This window comes from Enterocloster clostridioformis, assembly GCF_020297485.1.
Taxonomy (GTDB): Bacteria; Bacillota; Clostridia; order Lachnospirales; family Lachnospiraceae; genus Enterocloster; species Enterocloster clostridioformis.
Map to the genome: position 1 here is coordinate 2,868,901 of NZ_JAIWZC010000001.1, position 18,096 is coordinate 2,886,996.

Annotated in this window: 12 protein-coding genes, 3 tRNA genes, 3 rRNA genes and 5 pseudogenes; 3 read left to right on the plus strand and 20 right to left on the minus strand. The window is 49.5% G+C overall.

The genetic code is table 11. From position 1 onward, the window contains the following. Window positions 1-68: 68 nt before the first annotated feature. The 19 genes and pseudogenes from LA360_RS14485 to LA360_RS14565 all read right to left on the minus strand — a co-directional run bounded on the left by LA360_RS14485 (window position 69) and on the right by LA360_RS14565 (window position 14,955). Window positions 69-2,958, minus strand: a 23S ribosomal RNA gene (locus LA360_RS14485). Window positions 2,959-3,477: 519 nt separating this feature from the next. Further along, window positions 3,478-3,551: transfer RNA gene (locus LA360_RS14490), tRNA-Ile, on the minus strand. A 98-nt stretch (window positions 3,552-3,649) separates the two neighbouring features. Continuing rightward, a 5S ribosomal RNA gene (gene rrf / locus LA360_RS14495) occupies window positions 3,650-3,767 on the minus strand. 63 nt (window positions 3,768-3,830) lie between these two features. Next, window positions 3,831-5,362, minus strand: a 16S ribosomal RNA gene (locus LA360_RS14500). The 16S, 23S and 5S rRNA genes sit together here with 3 tRNA genes alongside, the layout of an rRNA operon. Window positions 5,363-5,549: 187 nt before the next feature. After that, window positions 5,550-5,638: transfer RNA gene (locus LA360_RS14505), tRNA-Ser, on the minus strand. A gap of 64 nt (window positions 5,639-5,702) precedes the next feature. Next, window positions 5,703-5,788, minus strand: a tRNA-Ser gene (locus LA360_RS14510). A 259-nt stretch (window positions 5,789-6,047) separates the two neighbouring features. Further along, window positions 6,048-6,278, minus strand: a complete 231-nt coding sequence (locus LA360_RS14515; protein ID WP_022202124.1) for a hypothetical protein — start codon at window positions 6,276-6,278, stop codon at window positions 6,048-6,050. 60 nt (window positions 6,279-6,338) lie between these two features. Further along, the gene (locus tag LA360_RS14520; protein WP_112482113.1) at window positions 6,339-7,616 is read right to left on the minus strand and encodes a RuBisCO large subunit C-terminal-like domain-containing protein; all 1,278 of its coding nucleotides are present in this window, start codon (window positions 7,614-7,616) and stop codon (window positions 6,339-6,341) included. Window positions 7,617-7,735: 119 nt separating this feature from the next. Next, complete coding sequence (locus LA360_RS14525) at window positions 7,736-8,461, minus strand: GntR family transcriptional regulator (protein ID WP_112482115.1); 726 nt, start codon at window positions 8,459-8,461, stop codon at window positions 7,736-7,738. A 22-nt stretch (window positions 8,462-8,483) separates the two neighbouring features. After that, a pseudogene (locus LA360_RS14530) lies at window positions 8,484-9,094 on the minus strand (class II aldolase/adducin family protein). Between the two features lie 155 nt (window positions 9,095-9,249). Continuing rightward, window positions 9,250-9,387, minus strand: a pseudogene (locus LA360_RS31395) (Tm-1-like ATP-binding domain-containing protein); the annotation flags it as partial. 176 nt (window positions 9,388-9,563) lie between these two features. After that, window positions 9,564-10,307 (minus strand): 2-C-methyl-D-erythritol 4-phosphate cytidylyltransferase, encoded by a 744-nt coding sequence (gene ispD, locus LA360_RS14535; RefSeq protein WP_022202122.1) that lies wholly within the window; start codon window positions 10,305-10,307, stop codon window positions 9,564-9,566. Window positions 10,308-10,379: 72 nt separating this feature from the next. Then, entirely contained in the window at window positions 10,380-11,414 is a 1,035-nt protein-coding gene (gene tsaD, locus LA360_RS14540; RefSeq protein WP_057571745.1) for a tRNA (adenosine(37)-N6)-threonylcarbamoyltransferase complex transferase subunit TsaD, read from the minus strand. A 48-nt stretch (window positions 11,415-11,462) separates the two neighbouring features. Next, entirely contained in the window at window positions 11,463-12,374 is a 912-nt protein-coding gene (locus LA360_RS14545; protein ID WP_057571746.1) for a ribonuclease Z, read from the minus strand. A gap of 141 nt (window positions 12,375-12,515) precedes the next feature. Continuing rightward, the gene (locus LA360_RS14550) at window positions 12,516-12,881 is read right to left on the minus strand and encodes a YcxB family protein (RefSeq protein ID WP_225537546.1); all 366 of its coding nucleotides are present in this window, start codon (window positions 12,879-12,881) and stop codon (window positions 12,516-12,518) included. After that, a complete protein-coding gene (locus LA360_RS29735; protein ID WP_263870233.1) occupies window positions 12,878-13,009 on the minus strand; it encodes a hypothetical protein in 132 nt (43 codons plus the stop codon). The genes LA360_RS14550 and LA360_RS29735 overlap by 4 nt, the downstream gene beginning before the upstream one ends. A gap of 117 nt (window positions 13,010-13,126) precedes the next feature. Further along, a pseudogene (locus tag LA360_RS14555) lies at window positions 13,127-13,459 on the minus strand (4-hydroxythreonine-4-phosphate dehydrogenase PdxA); the annotation flags it as partial. Continuing rightward, complete coding sequence (locus LA360_RS14560; protein ID WP_057571748.1) at window positions 13,425-14,153, minus strand: DeoR/GlpR family DNA-binding transcription regulator; 729 nt, start codon at window positions 14,151-14,153, stop codon at window positions 13,425-13,427. The pseudogene LA360_RS14555 and the gene LA360_RS14560, both read right to left, overlap by 35 nt. Window positions 14,154-14,193: 40 nt before the next feature. After that, complete coding sequence (locus LA360_RS14565; protein WP_057571749.1) at window positions 14,194-14,955, minus strand: DeoR/GlpR family DNA-binding transcription regulator; 762 nt, start codon at window positions 14,953-14,955, stop codon at window positions 14,194-14,196. Window positions 14,956-15,224: 269 nt separating this feature from the next. Between LA360_RS14565 and rpiB the strand changes: the two are divergent. The 3 genes and pseudogenes from rpiB (at window position 15,225) to LA360_RS14580 (ending at window position 17,737) form a co-directional block, all read left to right on the plus strand. Beyond that, window positions 15,225-15,683: pseudogene (rpiB, locus tag LA360_RS14570) on the plus strand (ribose 5-phosphate isomerase B). Window positions 15,684-15,696: 13 nt separating this feature from the next. Next, window positions 15,697-16,487: pseudogene (locus tag LA360_RS14575) on the plus strand (triose-phosphate isomerase family protein). A 17-nt stretch (window positions 16,488-16,504) separates the two neighbouring features. After that, a complete protein-coding gene (locus LA360_RS14580) occupies window positions 16,505-17,737 on the plus strand; it encodes a 6-phosphofructokinase (RefSeq protein WP_057571750.1) in 1,233 nt (410 codons plus the stop codon). A 54-nt stretch (window positions 17,738-17,791) separates the two neighbouring features. Here LA360_RS14580 and LA360_RS14585 read toward each other — a convergent pair whose 3' ends face one another. Continuing rightward, on the minus strand, window positions 17,792-18,034 hold the full coding sequence (locus LA360_RS14585) for a hypothetical protein (RefSeq protein WP_022202117.1): 243 nt from the start codon (window positions 18,032-18,034) through the stop codon (window positions 17,792-17,794). Window positions 18,035-18,096 lie beyond the last annotated feature (62 nt).

Consider the following 18,096-nt stretch of genomic DNA (forward strand, 5'->3'; position numbering starts at 1 on the left):
TTACGTACCCTCAAAACCGCATATTGAATTCCGATTGCTTCACAAACCAACTTTTTCCCTTAACCTTTTTGGATAAGCCCTCGACCGATTAGTATTAGTCAGCTACGTACATTACTGCACTTCCACCTCTAACCTATCTACCTCGTCGTCTTCAAGGGGTCTTACTCGCTTTCGCGATGGGATATCTCATCTTGAGGGGGGCTTCACGCTTAGATGCCTTCAGCGTTTATCCCGTCCAGACTTGGCTACCCTGCCATGGCCTTGGTAGGCCAACAGATACACCAGCGGTCTGTCCATCCCGGTCCTCTCGTACTAAGGACAGCTCCTCTCAGATATCCTGCGCCCGCGCCGGATAGGGACCGAACTGTCTCACGACGTTCTGAACCCAGCTCGCGTACCGCTTTAATGGGCGAACAGCCCAACCCTTGGGACCTGCTACAGCCCCAGGATGCGATGAGCCGACATCGAGGTGCCAAACCACTCCGTCGATGTGAACTCTTGGGAGTGATAAGCCTGTTATCCCCAGGGTAGCTTTTATCCGTTGAGCGATGGCAATCCCACTTTCATACCACCGGATCACTAAGTCCTACTTTCGTACCTGCCCGACCCGTCGGTCTCGCAGTCAAGCTCCCTTATGCCTTTGCACTCTCTGGATGGTTTCCAACCATCCTGAGGGAACCTTTGAGCGCCTCCGATACCCTTTCGGAGGCGACCGCCCCAGTCAAACTCCCCGCCTGACATTGTCCCCCGCCCGGCTCACGGGCGCAGGTTAGAAACCCAATATCGCAAGGGTGGTATCCCAACATTGGCTCCACACAGACTGGCGTCCATGCTTCTCAGCCTCCCACCTATCCTGTACATGCAATACCGAATCCCAGTATCAAACTGGAGTAAAGCTCCATGGGGTCTTTCCGTCCTGGCGCAGGTAACCAGCATCTTCACTGGTATTTCAATTTCACCGGGTGCATTGTTGAGACAGCGCTCAAATCATTACGCCTTTCGTGCGGGTCGGAACTTACCCGACAAGGAATTTCGCTACCTTAGGACCGTTATAGTTACGGCCGCCGTTTACTGGGGCTTAAATTCAAAGCTTCGCTTGCGCTGACCTCTCCTCTTAACCTTCCAGCACCGGGCAGGCGTCAGCCCATATACCTCACCTTACGGTTTTGCATAGACCTGTGTTTTTGCTAAACAGTTGCTTGAGCCTATTCTCTGCGGCCACATCTCTGCGGCACCCCTTCTCCCGAAGTTACGGGGTCATTTTGCCGAGTTCCTTAACAATGCTTCTCCCGCCGGCCTTAGGATTCTCTCCTCATCTACCTGTGTCGGTTTACGGTACGGGCATGTATCACACGATAGCGGCTTTTCTTGACAGCCGGAATCACACACTTCGCTACTTTTGTTCGCTCCGCGTCACGTATTCGGATTGCACGGCGGTTTTTCCAGCCGTACTCCTACCACGCTTGCCCCGGTATTCCCATTCCCGGGATGTGCTGTCCTTCTGTGTCCCCACAGTTCTGATGATACACGGTACAGGAATTTCAACCTGTTGTCCATCGGCTACGCCTCTCAGCCTCGCCTTAGGCCCCGACTTACCCAGAGCAGATCAGCTTTACTCTGGAAACCTTGGATATTCGGCCTGGAGGATTCCCACCTCCATCTCGCTACTCATTCCGGCATTCTCTCTTCTCAGCACTCCACGGCTCCTTACCGGTACCGCTTCTCCGTCCTGAGAATGCTCCTCTACCAATGTCTTACGACATTCCTAAGCTTCGGTGTTGTGTTTCAGCCCCGGACATTTTCGGCGCAGGACCTCTCGACTAGTGAGCTATTACGCACTCTTTGAATGTGTGGCTGCTTCTGAGCCAACATCCTAGTTGTCTTTGAAATCCCACATCCTTTTCCACTTAACACACACTTTGGGACCTTAGCTGTAGGTCTGGGCTCTTTCCCTTTTGACTGCCCAACTTATCTCGTGCAGTCTGACTCCCATACATCATTTACGCGGCATTCGGAGTTTGATATCCCTTGGTAAGCTTTGACGCCCCCTTAGGAATTCAGTGCTCTACCTCCGCTAAACTAATATGAGGCTAGCCCTAAAGCTATTTCGAGGAGAACCAGCTATCTCCGGGTTCGATTGGAATTTCTCCCCTATCCACACCTCATTCCCACCCTTTTCAACGGATGTGGATCCGGTCCTCCACGGAATTTTACTTCCGCTTCAACCTGGACATGGATAGGTCACCCGGTTTCGGGTCTGCCTGTACTGACTTGACGCCCATTTGAGACTTGGTTTCCCTTCGGCTCCGAGCCTTAAGCTCTTAACCTTGCCAGTACCGGCAACTCGCCGGACCGTTCTACAAAAAGTACGCGGTCGCACCTTAACGTGCTTCCACAGCTTGTAAACACAGGGTTTCAGGTTCTTTTTCACTCCCCTCCCGGGGTCCTTTTCACCTTTCCTTCACAGTACTATGCGCTATCGGTCACTAAGGAGTATTTAGCCTTGGAGGGTGGTCCCTCCTACTTCCCACAAGGTTTCTCGTGTCTCGTGGTACTCTGGATCCTGCTGCTTCCTATTGCTTTCGTGTACGGGGCTTTCACCCTCTCCGGCCTGACTTCCCAGACAGTTCCACTAACAATTCGGTTCACGTACGCAGTCCTTAACCCCAGCATGCACGCACGCTGGTTTGGGCTCTTCCCATTTCGCTCGCCGCTACTTTGGGAATCGATGTTTCTTTCTCTTCCTCCGGCTACTTAGATGTTTCAGTTCACCGGGTTCCCCCTGCATGGCTATGGATTCACCATGCAGTGACTGAGGTTTGCTCAGCCGGGTTTCCCCATTCAGATATCTCCGGATCAAAGGATATTTGCTCCTCCCCGAAGCTTTTCGCAGCTTATCACGTCTTTCATCGGCTCTTAGTGCCAAGGCATCCACCCTGCGCTCTTTATAGCTTAACCAAAATGATTCCCCGCGGCGGGTTGCCGCGGTTCCTCTCACGTCCATAGCGTTGGACGCTTTGGTTCTAGGTTTGTTTATAAACGCTTTCGCATTTACAAGTTTGTTTCTTCCATACAATCTCTTGTATGGCCTCGGATGTCTTGATATTCTGATTTTGAATATTCAATTCATTTTTATTCAATATGCGGTTTTCAAGGTACGTATGCAGAATCGAATGTTTGGACTTGTGTTGGAAGCTTGCTTCCATAAACAAGTCTGAATATTCGGTTTTGCAGCGTGCCTGCACGCGACCGAAAGAACGAAGTTCTTGAGGTGCATACGTGACACGTATGGCATGCTTCCGTCACTTTCAAGGTTTCAGGACCAGCCTTCTTCCTCACAGTCACTTCAGCAAATGGAGATGGAGAGATTCGAACTCCTGACCCTTCTGTCTTTGCAACAGCCATTCTTCCAGAAGAACGATATGATAATCATACAGGGCTACCCTTATAAGGCAATCTCTTATTCAGTTTACTACATGGGCTTAAGTGGACTCGAACCACCGACCTCACGCTTATCAGGCGTGCGCTCTAACCGGCTGAGCTATAAGCCCCGGTTAATTCTGCAAAAGCCAAGCTGTCACATCATTACCTTGCTGTATATGTTCTCAGTGATAGCGAAGCCACTGTTCACTGCAAAACTTCTTTTAAAATCCGGCAGCCACCTGCTCTCCCATGCCGTCTCCAGCATAGTACCATCGGCCGCTTAGGTCTTAACCATCGTGTTCGGGATGGGTACGGGTGTTTCCCCTAAGCGCATCGCCACCGGAAAATTTTAAGCACCTTGAATCAAGGACTCAATAATACATAAACCCCTACTTCTTCTTCCTTAGAAAGGAGGTGATCCAGCCGCACCTTCCGATACGGCTACCTTGTTACGACTTCACCCCAGTTACCTGCCCCGCCTTCGGCAGCTCCCTCCTTTCGGTTGGGTCACTGACTTCGGGCGTTGCTGACTCCCATGGTGTGACGGGCGGTGTGTACAAGACCCGGGAACGTATTCACCGCGACATTCTGATTCGCGATTACTAGCGATTCCAGCTTCGTGTAGTCGGGTTGCAGACTACAGTCCGAACTGGGACGTTATTTTTGGGATTTGCTCCACATCACTGTCTCGCTTCCCTTTGTTTACGCCATTGTAGCACGTGTGTAGCCCAAATCATAAGGGGCATGATGATTTGACGTCATCCCCACCTTCCTCCAGGTTATCCCTGGCAGTCTCCCTAGAGTGCCCGGCTCTACCTGCTGGCTACTAAGGATAAGGGTTGCGCTCGTTGCGGGACTTAACCCAACATCTCACGACACGAGCTGACGACAACCATGCACCACCTGTCTCCCCTGTCCCGAAGGAAAGGCCGCGTTACCGGCCCGTCAGGGGGATGTCAAGACTTGGTAAGGTTCTTCGCGTTGCTTCGAATTAAACCACATGCTCCACCGCTTGTGCGGGTCCCCGTCAATTCCTTTGAGTTTCATTCTTGCGAACGTACTCCCCAGGTGGAATGCTTACTGCGTTTGCGGCGGCACCGAAGGGCTTTGCCCCCCAACACCTAGCATTCATCGTTTACGGCGTGGACTACCAGGGTATCTAATCCTGTTTGCTCCCCACGCTTTCGAGCCTCAACGTCAGTTATCGTCCAGTAAGCCGCCTTCGCCACTGGTGTTCCTCCTAATATCTACGCATTTCACCGCTACACTAGGAATTCCACTTACCTCTCCGACACTCTAGCAAAACAGTTTCCAAAGCAGTCCCAGGGTTGAGCCCTGGGTTTTCACTTCAGACTTGCTTCGCCGTCTACGCTCCCTTTACACCCAGTAAATCCGGATAACGCTTGCCCCCTACGTATTACCGCGGCTGCTGGCACGTAGTTAGCCGGGGCTTCTTAGTCAGGTACCGTCATTTTCTTCCCTGCTGATAGAGCTTTACATACCGAAATACTTCTTCACTCACGCGGCGTCGCTGCATCAGGCTTTCGCCCATTGTGCAATATTCCCCACTGCTGCCTCCCGTAGGAGTTTGGGCCGTGTCTCAGTCCCAATGTGGCCGGTCACCCTCTCAGGTCGGCTACTGATCGTCGCTTTGGTGGGCCGTTACCCCGCCAACTGGCTAATCAGACGCGGATCCATCTCACACCACCGGAGTTTTTCACACACTGCCATGCGGCACTGTGCGCTTATGCGGTATTAGCAGTCATTTCTAACTGTTATCCCCCAGTGTGAGGCAGGTTATCCACGCGTTACTCACCCGTCCGCCACTCAGTCAATCAAGATTCCATCCGAAAACTTCATCTTAATTGCTTCGTTCGACTTGCATGTGTTAGGCACGCCGCCAGCGTTCATCCTGAGCCAGGATCAAACTCTCATGTTCAAAAGTTGATTCAAGGTTTTCAGACTACTTAGCTTGGCTAGTTATCTTTAACCTTCATTACTTGGTTTTGTTCTGAATTTTCTCAAATTCAAAGGCCTAAACCAGACCTTTTGTTTTTAGAATTTTCAGGGTTTGTGTATTATTCAGTCTTCAATTTTAAAGGTACGATGGAAGCAATGCTTCCGACCGCAGAAGGAGGGATTTGAACCCTCGCGCCGCTACTAACGACCTACTCCCTTTCCAGGGGAGCCCCTTCAACCTCTTGGGTACTTCTGCTTGGTTGAATCTTGATTCATATTCAATTTATATTCGCAGGCAAATCATTAAAACTCGTCTGCAGCGGAGAGGGTGGGATTCGAACCCACGCGCCCTTGCGGACAAACGGTTTTCAAGACCGCCTCGTTATGACCACTTCGATACCTCTCCGAACGCGCTTTTCCATTTTACAGAAGTTTCGACGTTTTGTCAAGTATTTTTTTATTTTTTCAAAATTCTTATTTCTGAATTTTGTGTTTCGTTGGCGTTTTCAGCGACAACTCGATTAGTTTATCATGTGATTCGACAGATGTCAACACTTTTTTTGACTTTTTTCCGCAGCATTTTTTTCGCGGGCTGAGATTTCATAAATCAGGAAGTCCCAGCCTGCATTACCATTTATTTGGACATATCAATTCCTGGAATACTTCTATATATCCTTATCCACAACCCAACGATCTAACTGTTTCAGAAATTTTCTATCCTCCGAAACCACCTTGACTGGTTTTTTATAATCTATAGCCATCAGTCCTAACACGGATTTTCCATCAGCAATCTGATTATCCATTGTATGTACTCCAATATCTAGAGGAGATGCACATGCCAGATGCATAAAATCCCTTAAGTCATTGGATGTATACAGCATAATTTCACGTACCATATTGATACCTCCTTTTTCGGACATAGTATAACATCTGAGGATAAAATATATAATATCCAATTATGATTTTATGTAATTCCATTGCGTTAAAGCAACACGTAACTCATCCTTTTCCGCTGCCGCCTTTTCAAATGCTTGTCCACTCATCACAATGTCGATAGCCTGGCGCATAGCCCGAGCCCCTGCCGCCGCACCACAAGGATGCCCCTGAACCGCTCCCCCCGCCGCCAGGACCACATCTTTTCCCACTTCTCTGATATATTTTTCCACCATCCCAGGATGAACTCCCCCTCCTATGGACGGCATGGAGGTCTTAATATCATAGAAAGGAAGCGTGAGTTGGGCCACTGTCTGCATATACTTTTGATGAAGAAGCGGATACCCCCCATAAGGTGTATTAATCATTACAATATCAGCTCCGGCAAGACGCGCAAGCTTTCCTACAGCAAGGGGCGATGCCATTCCATTCATGGTTCCTTCAAAACACATTCCTGTGCCCGCCGAATGGCCCAGTATGGGGAGAGCCGTATGCTCTGCCACATACTTAAGCACACTGTATCCCATAGCCGCAAAATTAATCATAAGTCCATCCGCACCGGCTTCCTCTGCACGTTTTACATTGTCAATGATTTCACCCGCACCACTGGTTATGTTAACAAAATATTTCACCCGTTCCCCTGTCTTTTCATAGGCTGCCTCGGCCGCTTCTCTATATGCTCTTACGCGTTCTTCCGGCTTGCTGTAAACAGGATTTCCGAATAGCTCATCATCTTTAATAAAGTCCGCACCGCCAAGTGCAGTCTCATAAAATATCCTTGCCCCTTCTTTTGGGGTCAGTCCTGTACACGGTTTTATCATATTCAGCAAAATCGGCCGGTCATTTATTCCGGCAAAATTCTGTATTCCTTTAATCCCATACTGTGGTCCCCTGAATTTACGGGCAAACTCCTCGGAAAACTCAATATCCAAAAGTTTTGCCTGGGCTGAGGTGGATGCATCATTACCTAAAAGGGCCGTAATCAGCAGTGGCTGGTCTGTGCCAAAATTCACAGAAGGATAGGCAATCTGAATCAGATATTCTCTCTGGTCTTCGGTAATCTGAGTAGCCAACTCCAGTGAGGGCACATCAAATACGTTCACCACCTTCCCCATATACTTTTCGCGAATCTCCTCCGTAATTCCAGGAATCGGAATCCATGTTCCAATGGTCTGCCCCACTGCCAGGGTTGCCGCCTTCTTCAGGATGTCCACTTCCCTCGGCAACCTTGTATAATAAGTTGCTATTACATAATTTTGTTTGTGCACTGTCTCCGATAATGTATAAAGTAAAGAATCCATCTTTTCTCCTTTAATCCACAACGTCCATATGCCTGGTAAAGCAAAAGAGCCAGGCATCCTGTTTCGATACCTAGGCTCTGTTATCACTCTCTGTTTCTGCTATATACTTATATCACGATTTACGCGTTCTCATGAAAATACACATCCAAAGAATAAGGAATATTCTCCGTTCTCTTCTTCAGATTCTGAGCTAATAAATGACTGATTCGCTCGCTGTCCCGATGTTTCAAAGCATCCAAATAACTCTGATGCTCCTCAATCATCCTTTCCCTGGATTCCCGGCTTTCCAAGAGTTTCTGACCGTAGATCAACTTAAAGAATGATAGATTATCCCACAGCGATTCTATCATCGCACAGATTCTGTCCAGCTGGCTGATTTTATAGATTGAAAAATGATATAATCTATTCTGCTGATACACATCAATTGCATCAAGCTCATCCTGCCTGACAATACGAATATATTCTGCGTGAATCTCTTTCAGGTTCTGGATGTCTTTATCTGTAATCTTCTCACAGGCATACTTTGCGGCTACCGGCTCCAATGCCGTTCTCGCTATGTATATCTGCCGTACATCATCCTTTGTCAATGTCACAAGCCTTGTCCCTGCATATGGAACAGACTCAGCAAGCCCTTTCTTTTCAAGATTGGCCAAAGCTTCCCGAATCGGCATCCTGCTTACTCCCAGCTGAGACGCCAATTCCTCGGTATTCAGCTTGTCTCCCATTGACAGCTTACCGCTCATAATCCATTCCATCAGCTTGTCCAAGGCCAAGTCCGGAAGCTTGTTATGTTGAAGCATTCCCCTGTCCAGATCATTCATTGTAATACGCATATTAGATTTCATATAGCTCTCACCTAAGTAATATTTACAAGCCAAGCTTCGAAACGGTCACTTTTAAAATCGCCACTTGCGCGGTTTCTTCAATTAATTCTGCTGTATGCTCTGCATTAATTGCATCTTTTCCGACTGCCACTAAGCCATGATCCACAAGTAAAAATCCGGGCAAATCTGAGTTCTCTCTATATATTTCTTCCACCATTGGGAAATACTCTTTCTTTACCATCGCCGCCGGGACATCTAACGTTGGTAAATCCGCGCTCATCTTGAGCCGGGCGTGCCATGTAGTTCTCTTTAATGCCTTTCCCGTGGACGCCCATGCAATCGAATACGGTGAGTGTGTATGTACAACAGCATTCACCTTGGGACAAATTCTATATAGCAAGCCGTGAAGTAAAGCCTCTCTTGTAGGTTTTCCTTCCCCTTCTACTAGATTTCCATCGAAATCCGTGATTACAAAACCTTCCGGCGTACTGTCGATAAAAGACTGCCACTTGCCTTCACAATCATCAAATCTCTCCCAGGCACTCTGGCACTCACATTGCCGCCGCTTCCAGTTTGTATACCTCTAGTATAACTCGATTTTAATAAGTTTACATTATTATCCTGAAAACCAAGGGAAACGTGCGCCCAAAGCACGGACACGTAAGCCAAGAAATCAGATTACTACCAATGCTTAAATTGTAAGCTTATTTAAATCGAGTTATACTAGTATATGCTCTTTTGCAGGCTATGACAAGTTCCTCTGCAATTTTTTTAACATCTTCTGACATTTTCCAGAACGCCTCCCTGCCTTAATATTGTATTTCATCACCTATCGCACCACGCTCTTTAAGCTCATCCACCATATAGTGGGCGGCTTTAATGCCCCAATCCTTTGTATCCAAGTTTCCCGGTATTGTAATGTTTTCCACATTGGGATTCCTAAATTTGCTTGTCAATATTAAATAGTATATTCTTATTTATCGTTTTATTTTTGTATATAATTTATTGGATTTATTTGTGAATTGTATATAGACTGCATGAAAATGCATTTAAATCGGTATGATATAAAAAGGAGATACAAGACTATATTTCATCCTGTATCCCCTAAACCGGATATTCACAGCTACACAACGGAATTTCTTAGCACTTCAGCCATAAAAAGGTCCTCAGGCGTCGTAATCTTAATATTGGCATAACTACCCATTACCATATGCGCCTTCACCCCCATCTGCGCCTCCACCACCATGGCGTCATCGGTTATGCCGGTGCAGTCCGCCTTCATCTGGCGGGCAAACGCCTCCACAATCAGGGGCACGGAAAATACCTGAGGCGTCTGTGCCTGCCACACCATGCTGCGGTCCGGGCTGGACTCAATCATCCCCTCCTGGTTCACCAGCTTGATGGTATCCTTGACAGGCATACCCACCACGCAGGCATTATAACTGCACACAGCCCTGTATGCCCGCTCAATGATTTCGCCGGTAACAAAGGGGCGGGCCCCGTCATGGATAAACACGTATCCATCCTGTCTGTCCCTGCCCGCGGATTCCCTCTCCTCTTCTTCCCGGTCCATCAGGGTGCAGAGCGCCTTCCATACGCTCTCGTACCTCTCGCCGCCCCCAGCTCCTATGGCGCTCACCTTCTTCAGTCCATACGCCTCCACGATCTCTGTCCTCACATATTCCATATGTCCTGCATCTGTCATGAGTATGATTTCATCTATCACAGGAGATGCTTCAAACACCTCCAGCGCATAGGCTACCAGCGGCTTACCGCCGATTTCCATGTACTGCTTTGCCGTTTTCCCGCCCATGCGGCTGCCTTTCCCTGCTGCCAGGACCACAGCCGTACAATATTTCTTTTCCATTGCAGACCTCCTCCCCAGTCCTTCCCGGACCGGAGCGCGTTTGCTCATTCATCCCCGCCATCTGTACGCCCTTTAGCGTTCACCCAGCTTCAAATTGGGAATGGCATTCAAATCCCATCCGGATATATTCCCCTTTAAATACTCATAGTAGGCAGCCGTCCCGATCATGGCTGCATTGTCCGTGCAGAAAATAGGAGACGGATAATAGAACTGAAGCCCATCCTTCTCACAGGCCTCTGCCACAGCCTTTCTCAGCGCAGAGTTGGAGGCAACGCCGCCGGCTATGGCCAGCTTCTTATATCCAAATTCATGGGCTGCCAGTATGGCGCGGCTTACCAGAGACTCCACCACGGAATTCTGGAATGAGGCCACCAGGTCAGGTACATGGATTTCTTCCCCTGTCATGCGGGCGTGGTTAATGTGGTTCAGCACAGCTGACTTCAGCCCGCTGAAACTGAAATCATAGGGAGCCCCCTCCACCCTGCCCCTGGGGAACTGGATGGCGTGGGGATTCCCCTCCTTTGCAGTCTTATCAATCTTAGGCCCGCCGGGATATCCCAGGCCCACAGACCTTGCCACCTTGTCAAATGCCTCTCCGGCCGCATCGTCCCTGGTTCTGCCGATAATCTCAAATTCCCCGTAGTCCTTTACAATCACCAAATGCGTATGGCCTCCCGACACAATCAGGCACACAAAGGGCGGTTCCAAATCCTGGTTCTCAATAAAATTGGCGGAAACATGCCCTTCTATATGATGTACTCCAATAAGAGGCTTCCCTGCCGCATAAGCAATGGCCTTTGCCTCTGCCACCCCCACCAAAAGAGCGCCTACCAGACCGGGTCCGTAGGTCACACCGATTGCCGTGATATCCTCAAGAGCCACCTGTGCTTCTGCCAGGGCTCTCTCAATCACATAATTGACCGCCTTTATATGCTCCCGGGACGCAATCTCCGGAACCACGCCCCCATAAACCGTATGGGTGGCAATCTGGGATGAAATCACATTGGACAGCACGGTCCTTCCGTTTTTCACCACTGCCGCGGCTGTCTCGTCGCATGAGCTCTCGATTGCCAGTATCAAAACATCCTCTGATGCCTGTCCTATCATAGTATCCTCTCCACTTCCATGTATCCTCTGGTACCCTGTACCATTCTATCAGTCCTCATCAAACTCCAGCTCCGCCGTCCAACCGTCCCTGGCAGCCTTTGCCCTTGGAAAAATAGATCTGACTTCCTCCATATACTCCTCCGGCCTGGTAAGGGAGGGGCTGTAATGGGTAAGCCACATCTGTTTCGGATTAGCCTGCTTTGCAAGCGCTGCCGCTTCATAAAACGTCATATGCTTATATTCCCTGGCCTTAGCCGCTTTTTCCTTTTCCCCGTACATTCCCTCGCAGATAAAGAGGTCTGCCCCGGCTGCATACTCTGCAATGACCGGCACCGGCCTGGTATCAGTGCAGTATGTCACCTTAAGTCCTCTGCGGTCCGGTCCCAGCACCATATCCGGCGTCAAAAGCCGTCCCTCATGCTCTATCTCTTCGCCCTTTTGCAGCCTGCTCCAGAACTTCTGGGGAATCTCCTGGGACCTGGCCCTCTCCACGTCAAAACGTCCTGTGCGGGGGATTGTGATGGAGTAGCCGTAACACAGCACATTGTGGTTTACCCTGTAAGCATCAATGACATAAGGGCCCATCTGAATGTGTTCCCGGTTCTCCGTAAGCTCCACAAACCGCAGTTCAAAGGGCAGCTCCGGCGCAATGGTGCGAAGCGCACCCACCACCCGTTCCAGTCCCTTAGGACCAATCAGGGTCAGCGGCTCCACTCGTTCCGCATTACCCATGGTAAGCAGAAGTCCGGGAAGGCCGCTTATATGGTCCGCGTGATAATGTGTAAAGCAAATGACATCTATGGGCTTGGGACTCCATCCCTTTTCCTTCAGGGCCACCTGGGTCCCCTCACCGCAGTCAATGAGCAGATTGCTGCCCGAACACCTTGCCATCATGGATGTGAGCCAGCGGTACGGAAGAGGCATCATGCCTCCTGTTCCTAACAAACATATATCCAACATACTGTAATCCTCATTCTCTCAATAACTTAACTCACAAAATCATATCACACTTTCCTCTTAATAATCAAGTATCGCCGGAAAATAACATGGCAAACACCAACGGCAGGCACAAAAATGGAGCTGCCGCAGCAGCCCCCATATTTATCTTATATAAATCCTGTCCCGCGAAAGGTTGGATACCACCAGCTTCATAACCGGCATGAAGTTTTCCCCAAAGCTTTCCTTGGGAAGCACCAGATCTGATGACTCTTCTATATAAAAGGCAATGTCCTTCGGGGTGGAGACAGCCTTCTGTACCGTGTTCCAGCCATATGTTCTGACCTGCTCCCCCATCTTCTCCTCGATGCCGTTTTCATCAAATCCGTACTGTATCTCGGAATCATACCTGGGCTGTCCCATCATCCGTCCTGCCTGAAGCCTGAGGTTAATGGGCGTAAACATAAGAATCATAACGCCGACCGCAATATACACAAACGCCTGATGCAGCTGTATGGTCTGGTTTCTCAACAGGAAGCCTCCGGTGATAATAACCGCAAGACCCAAAAGATTGACCAGGAAGCCGGATAGCCTTGATTAAACAGCAGCAAATCATAGATAAACTCAGCCTTCATCCTGACCTTCACATATACCTTCATTCAAATCATCCCTCTCTTAAATCAAGCTTTTCCTGCGGCCCATCCCTCCGGGGAGTAAATACCCCTCTTATTCTTTCTCATCCAGCCGTCAAAAAAGGCAGTTTTTTGTTCCCCTGGTTATTGATCCGTTTTTTTGTGCATGAGCGCCGCGTATTCAGCCACCACCCTTGTGGACTCAATCAGGCTGATGCTTCCCGCAATCCCCTTGCCGGCAATATCAAAGGCAGTTCCGTGGTCCACCGAGCTTCTGATAAAAGGAAGCCCAAAGGTGAGGGTTACGGATTTTTCAAAGTCCAGGGTCTTGCAGGCAATGTGGCCCTGGTCATGGTACAGAGACAGGATAGCGTCGTATCTTCCGGATTTACCGATATGGAATACTGAATCAGCCGGCACAGGCCCCACTGCGTTGATCCCCTCAGCCCTGGCCGCCTCCACCGCCGGAATCATCTGTAATGATAGCGCTTATCTCGTCCAGTGAACATACCACCATCACATACCCCCCGCCGAACTTACTGCTGTCAGCCAGCACATATGCCTGGTCGGAAGCAGCCAGCACCGCCTTCTTCACCTGCATCTGAGGCGAACCGATGGAGGTAAGCCCTACGGAAAAATTGATTCCATGAGCGCTGATAAAAGCCTTATTGGCCCTGAACCCCTTTAATGTATTGACTGCCACATCGCCTACGGTGGATGCCAGCTTTCCTCCCACCTGCCCCCCTAAAAGGAACAGCTCCACATGGCTCAGATGTGACAGCACGCCTGCGCTGGCCAGGGAATTGGTGATGACCAGAAGATGTTTGGAGGAATCATCCCTGATACATTGGGCCAGATAATAGCAGACAGAGGAATCGTCCAGGATAATTGTGTCCTGGTCCTCAATGTATTCATAGGCCTTCCATGCAATCCGGCGTTTCCTGTCGCTGTTTTTAAACACATTCCCGGCGTCAAAGGGCACCATGAGCTGTCCGCCCACTTTTACCGCGCCGCCGTGAATCCGCTTTGCAAGGCCCTTGTCCTCCAGCTTCTTTATATCACTGCGAATGGTCACCTCTGAACAGTTTAACTCCCTGCTCAGCTCCGCTACCTTTACGCTGCCGGTACTGTCCAGGCGGACGGCAATGTATTCCATTCTCTTATTTGACATGACTAACCTCTCTTTTCATACACGCCTCCGCTATGCCGTCCTACACCAGATGGAGGGGAATATCCTTCTCTGCGATGAGCTCCTGCCATTCCTGGCTCAGTCCGTCATCTGTCACGATTTCATCAATCTCTTCCAGTTCAGCAAAATATCCCGTCTTTACCTGACCGAATTTGCTGCTGTCCGCCACCAGTATCTTCTGCAGGGATGATTCCAGAGCCGCCTTTTTTGTGACCACCTCATAATTGTGCGCGCAGGTCATGCCCAGCTTTTCATGGACACCGGAGGCAGAAACGAACATCTTGCTGGCCCTTGTCCTCCTTATCAGCCCTATTCCTTCAACGCTCTCAAACATCAGGTCGTTCCGGTGGAAATATCCGCCGGCAAATATCAGGGAAAGCTTCTCATTGCCCTGAAGCTGGGACAGGATATGGTAATTATAGCAGAGTACCGTAAGCTGCATCTGTTCCGGTATATATTTGGACAGTACGCCGGTGGTGGTCCCCGAATCCAGAATCAGGATATCCCCCTCCTCAATCATACCCGCCGCAAACCGGGCGATTCTGTCCTTTTTATCAAAATTGCGGATCTGCTCCGAAGAGTACAGATATTCGTCGTGTTCCCGCGCTGCCGGCTCAGAAGCCTGATTTTCGTAAAACAGACGGTTTTCTTTCAGATAATCAATATCACGACGGATGGTCATCTCCGAGACCTGAAAACGGTCCGCCAGCTCCTTGATTGATAATACGGGAGATTCCTTCAGCGTATCTAAAAGCGCGTAAATCCTGAGATCCCTTTTTCCCATAAGTTATGTTTCCCCTCCTGTCGCAATCCTGCTGCGGCCCAAGGGTGCACAGCGTTACGAATCTGACTGTAAAATATTATAATTGTATTTTCAGAAAATGTCCAGATGTTCCTGACCACGCAAAAATGTTATATAATGTTATAAAAATGTTATTTTTACATTTTATTTCACATTTTTTTAATAATTTATCTTGATTTTTACATTCTAAAATGCTAATATATGCTCATGATAACATTAATTAACATTTTCATCAATATGGAGGCCAAAATATGAGAACAATTGTAATTGGGTGCGACAATGCTGCTGTACATTTAAAAGGTGAACTCATGGACTTTATGGAGAAAAAGGGATATACCGTGGAGAATATGGGATGCGACAGCACTGAGGATTCTACCTATTATCCCTATGTGGCAGAGAAGGTGTGCCAGGAGATCATAAACAGCGGTTAACAGAAGCACGGTGTGCTGATCTGCGGCACAGGATTGGGCATGGCCATGACTGCCAACAAATTCAAGGGCATCCGCGCCGGCGTCTGCCATGATATCTTCTCGGCGGAACGTTTAAAGCTGAGCAATGACGGCAATGTGATCTGCATGGGCGAGCGGGTGATTGGAACCGAGCTGGCAAAGCGGATTCTGGAAAAATGGCTGGTACTGGAATTCGTGGACTGTGCATCCACATCCAAGGTGGAGGCCATCAAAGAAATCGAAGGAGAAAATCTCAAATAGCGGAGGCGGCTTGATGAAAAAACTGAATCGGTTGTATCTTGGCACAAACACAAAGATGTACAAAACCATTGCGGACACAGCTTCATTTCTGACGCAGCTCCGCCAGCTGACAGAGGACCTGGCAGACAGCCCTCTTACCCTGTTTGTCATCCCTTCTTTTACCTCCCTGGAGTCCGCTAACAGGATTACGTCCAGATCCCACATACGACTGGGGGCCCAGAACATGTGCTGGGAGGAGCAGGGACAGTTCACCGGTGAAATTTCACCTGTCATGCTTAAGGAAGTGGGGGTAAGCGTAGTGGAAATCGGCCACTCGGAACGCCGCCACGTTTTCAGGGAGGATGACTTTGACCAGGAAAAAAGACGGCAAAGGCAGCCCAGTCCGGTTTCACTCCCCTGCTGTGTATAGGAGAGACCCTGATTCAGAGGGAATACGGTCTAAGCGGAGAGACCCTGAGCACCCAGTTAAAGGTGGGACTTCATTCTATCACCGGAGAACAGGCAAAGCATCTCTGGATTGCCTACGAACCCGTATGGGCCATCGGCGTAAACGGTATCCCCGCGGACAGTGGTTATGTGGCTGAGCGCCATGCGGGCATACGGCGGATTCTGTGCGCACGCTTTGGCGAGGAACAGGGAAGCCGCATCCCCATTCTCTATGGCGGCAGCGTGAATTCCCAAAACGCACAGGAACTGATTCAACTTCCAGATGTGGACGGCCTCTTTATCGGGCGCAGCGCCTGGGACGCCTCACAGTTCAACCGCATCATACGCCAGGTCATGCCTTTATACATGAATAAATAGCAGGAGGGAAATCACGGATGCACAATCTGCTTGTGGCCCAGTCCGGCGGCCCCACATCCGCAATCAACGCCACCCTGTCCGGAGTCATCACAGAAGCCATGATTCAGGGCGGTATTGACCGGATATATGGGGGACTCAATGGCATTGAGGGCATTTTACAGGAAAAAATAATAGATTTGCTGGATTATATCAATAACACAATGGACCTGGACAAACTGGCCCAAACCCCTGCCGCTGCCCTGGGTTCCTGCCGCTTCAAGCTGGCCGGGCCGGAAGATGATGCCGCCCAATACCGGGTTCTGATTGATATTTTCCGGAAATATGAAATCTCCTATTTCATATACATAGGCGGGAATGACTCCATGGACACAGTGGATAAGCCGGCCAGATACTGCCGTTCCCAAAAGATTGAAGATATAAAAATCATCGGAGCGCCAAAGACCATCGACAATGATCTGATGGAGATTGACCACTGCCCTGGTTTTGCCTCGGCAGCCAAATATATTGCCACCACCTTCGCGGAGCTGGAGAGGGATGTGGCTGTCTATGATTCCTTCGGAGTCACCATCGTGGAAATCATGGGGCGGAACGCAGGCTGGCTCACTGCCGCCTCATCCCTTTCCAGGGTAAACGGCAACCGCGGACCTGACTTTATTTACCTCTGCGAAGTTCCCTTTTCCATCAGCCGGTTTCTGGACGACATACGAAGCCGTCAGTCTGAAAACAGAAATCTGCTGGTTGCTGTCAGCGAGGGCGTCCGGGATGAAAATGGGACTTATCTGTCTGAACAGACTCCCGGCAACAGTCCCGACCGATTCGGCCACAAGGATATTGCGGGAACCGGAGGCGTCCTGGCTCATATTGTCCGGAATGAACTGGGATGCAAGACCCGTTCCCTGGAGCTCAATCTCATGCAGCGCTGCGCCGCCCATCTGGCCAGCCGCACGGATTTAAACGAATCCCGGCTTCTGGGAACAAAAGCGGTTCAGTGCGCAGTCCGGGGCCAGACCGGAAAAATGGCAACCCTCCTGCGTATGCCCTCAAAGGACCGTTACCGGATTCAGTTTGCCGCCGCGGACGTGTCTCTGGTTGCCAACCGCGAAAAGACAGTCCCCCGGCAGTGGATTAACCGGTCGGGCAACGACATTACCCGGGAAATGACGGATTACCTGACGCCCCTTATCGAGGGAGAGGTTCCGGTGCTGTATCGAAACCGCTTTCCTGAATATTTCACCATATCCCCCGCATGAGATCCGGGGATACATATTAAGGAGAACCGCTTTGGCAGTTCTCCTTATCCCATCCTACAGAAATTCAATCTGTTCTTCCCTGTCCACAGGTATCTTGAAGCCGGAAACCAGTTCATCATAACATTCTTCACACAAATCAAAATGATGGACCTGTCCGTCCTTCTCAGAAAAATAATCCCATGCATGGTCGATACTAATACATCCTTCCCGGATGATTCCCTGCTGCACCACCAGCTTCTTTCCGCAGCAATTGCACATTATTGCTTCCAGCTGTCCATTTTTATTGTACCTTTTCATATGAACCCTCGCCTTTCTCTGTCATCGTATCCTTTCATTCATTCCCTTATCTTCCCCTTAAA

Coding starts and splice junctions, on each gene's coding strand:
- LA360_RS14585 (WP_022202117.1), bottom strand. CDS start 18,034: ATGAAAAGGTACAATAAAAATGGACAGCTGGAAGCAATAATGTGCAAT.
- LA360_RS14520 (WP_112482113.1), bottom strand. CDS start 7,616: ATGGATTCTTTACTTTATACATTATCGGAGACAGTGCACAAACAAAAT.
- LA360_RS29735 (WP_263870233.1), bottom strand. CDS start 13,009: ATGAAGGTATATGTGAAGGTCAGGATGAAGGCTGAGTTTATCTATGAT.
- LA360_RS14560 (WP_057571748.1), bottom strand. CDS start 14,153: ATGTCAAATAAGAGAATGGAATACATTGCCGTCCGCCTGGACAGTACC.
- LA360_RS14525 (WP_112482115.1), bottom strand. CDS start 8,461: ATGAAATCTAATATGCGTATTACAATGAATGATCTGGACAGGGGAATG.
- LA360_RS14545 (WP_057571746.1), bottom strand. CDS start 12,374: ATGTTGGATATATGTTTGTTAGGAACAGGAGGCATGATGCCTCTTCCG.
- LA360_RS14565 (WP_057571749.1), bottom strand. CDS start 14,955: ATGGGAAAAAGGGATCTCAGGATTTACGCGCTTTTAGATACGCTGAAG.
- LA360_RS14515 (WP_022202124.1), bottom strand. CDS start 6,278: ATGGTACGTGAAATTATGCTGTATACATCCAATGACTTAAGGGATTTT.
- LA360_RS14580 (WP_057571750.1), top strand. CDS start 16,505: ATGCACAATCTGCTTGTGGCCCAGTCCGGCGGCCCCACATCCGCAATC.
- ispD (WP_022202122.1), bottom strand. CDS start 10,307: ATGGAAAAGAAATATTGTACGGCTGTGGTCCTGGCAGCAGGGAAAGGC.
- tsaD (WP_057571745.1), bottom strand. CDS start 11,414: ATGATAGGACAGGCATCAGAGGATGTTTTGATACTGGCAATCGAGAGC.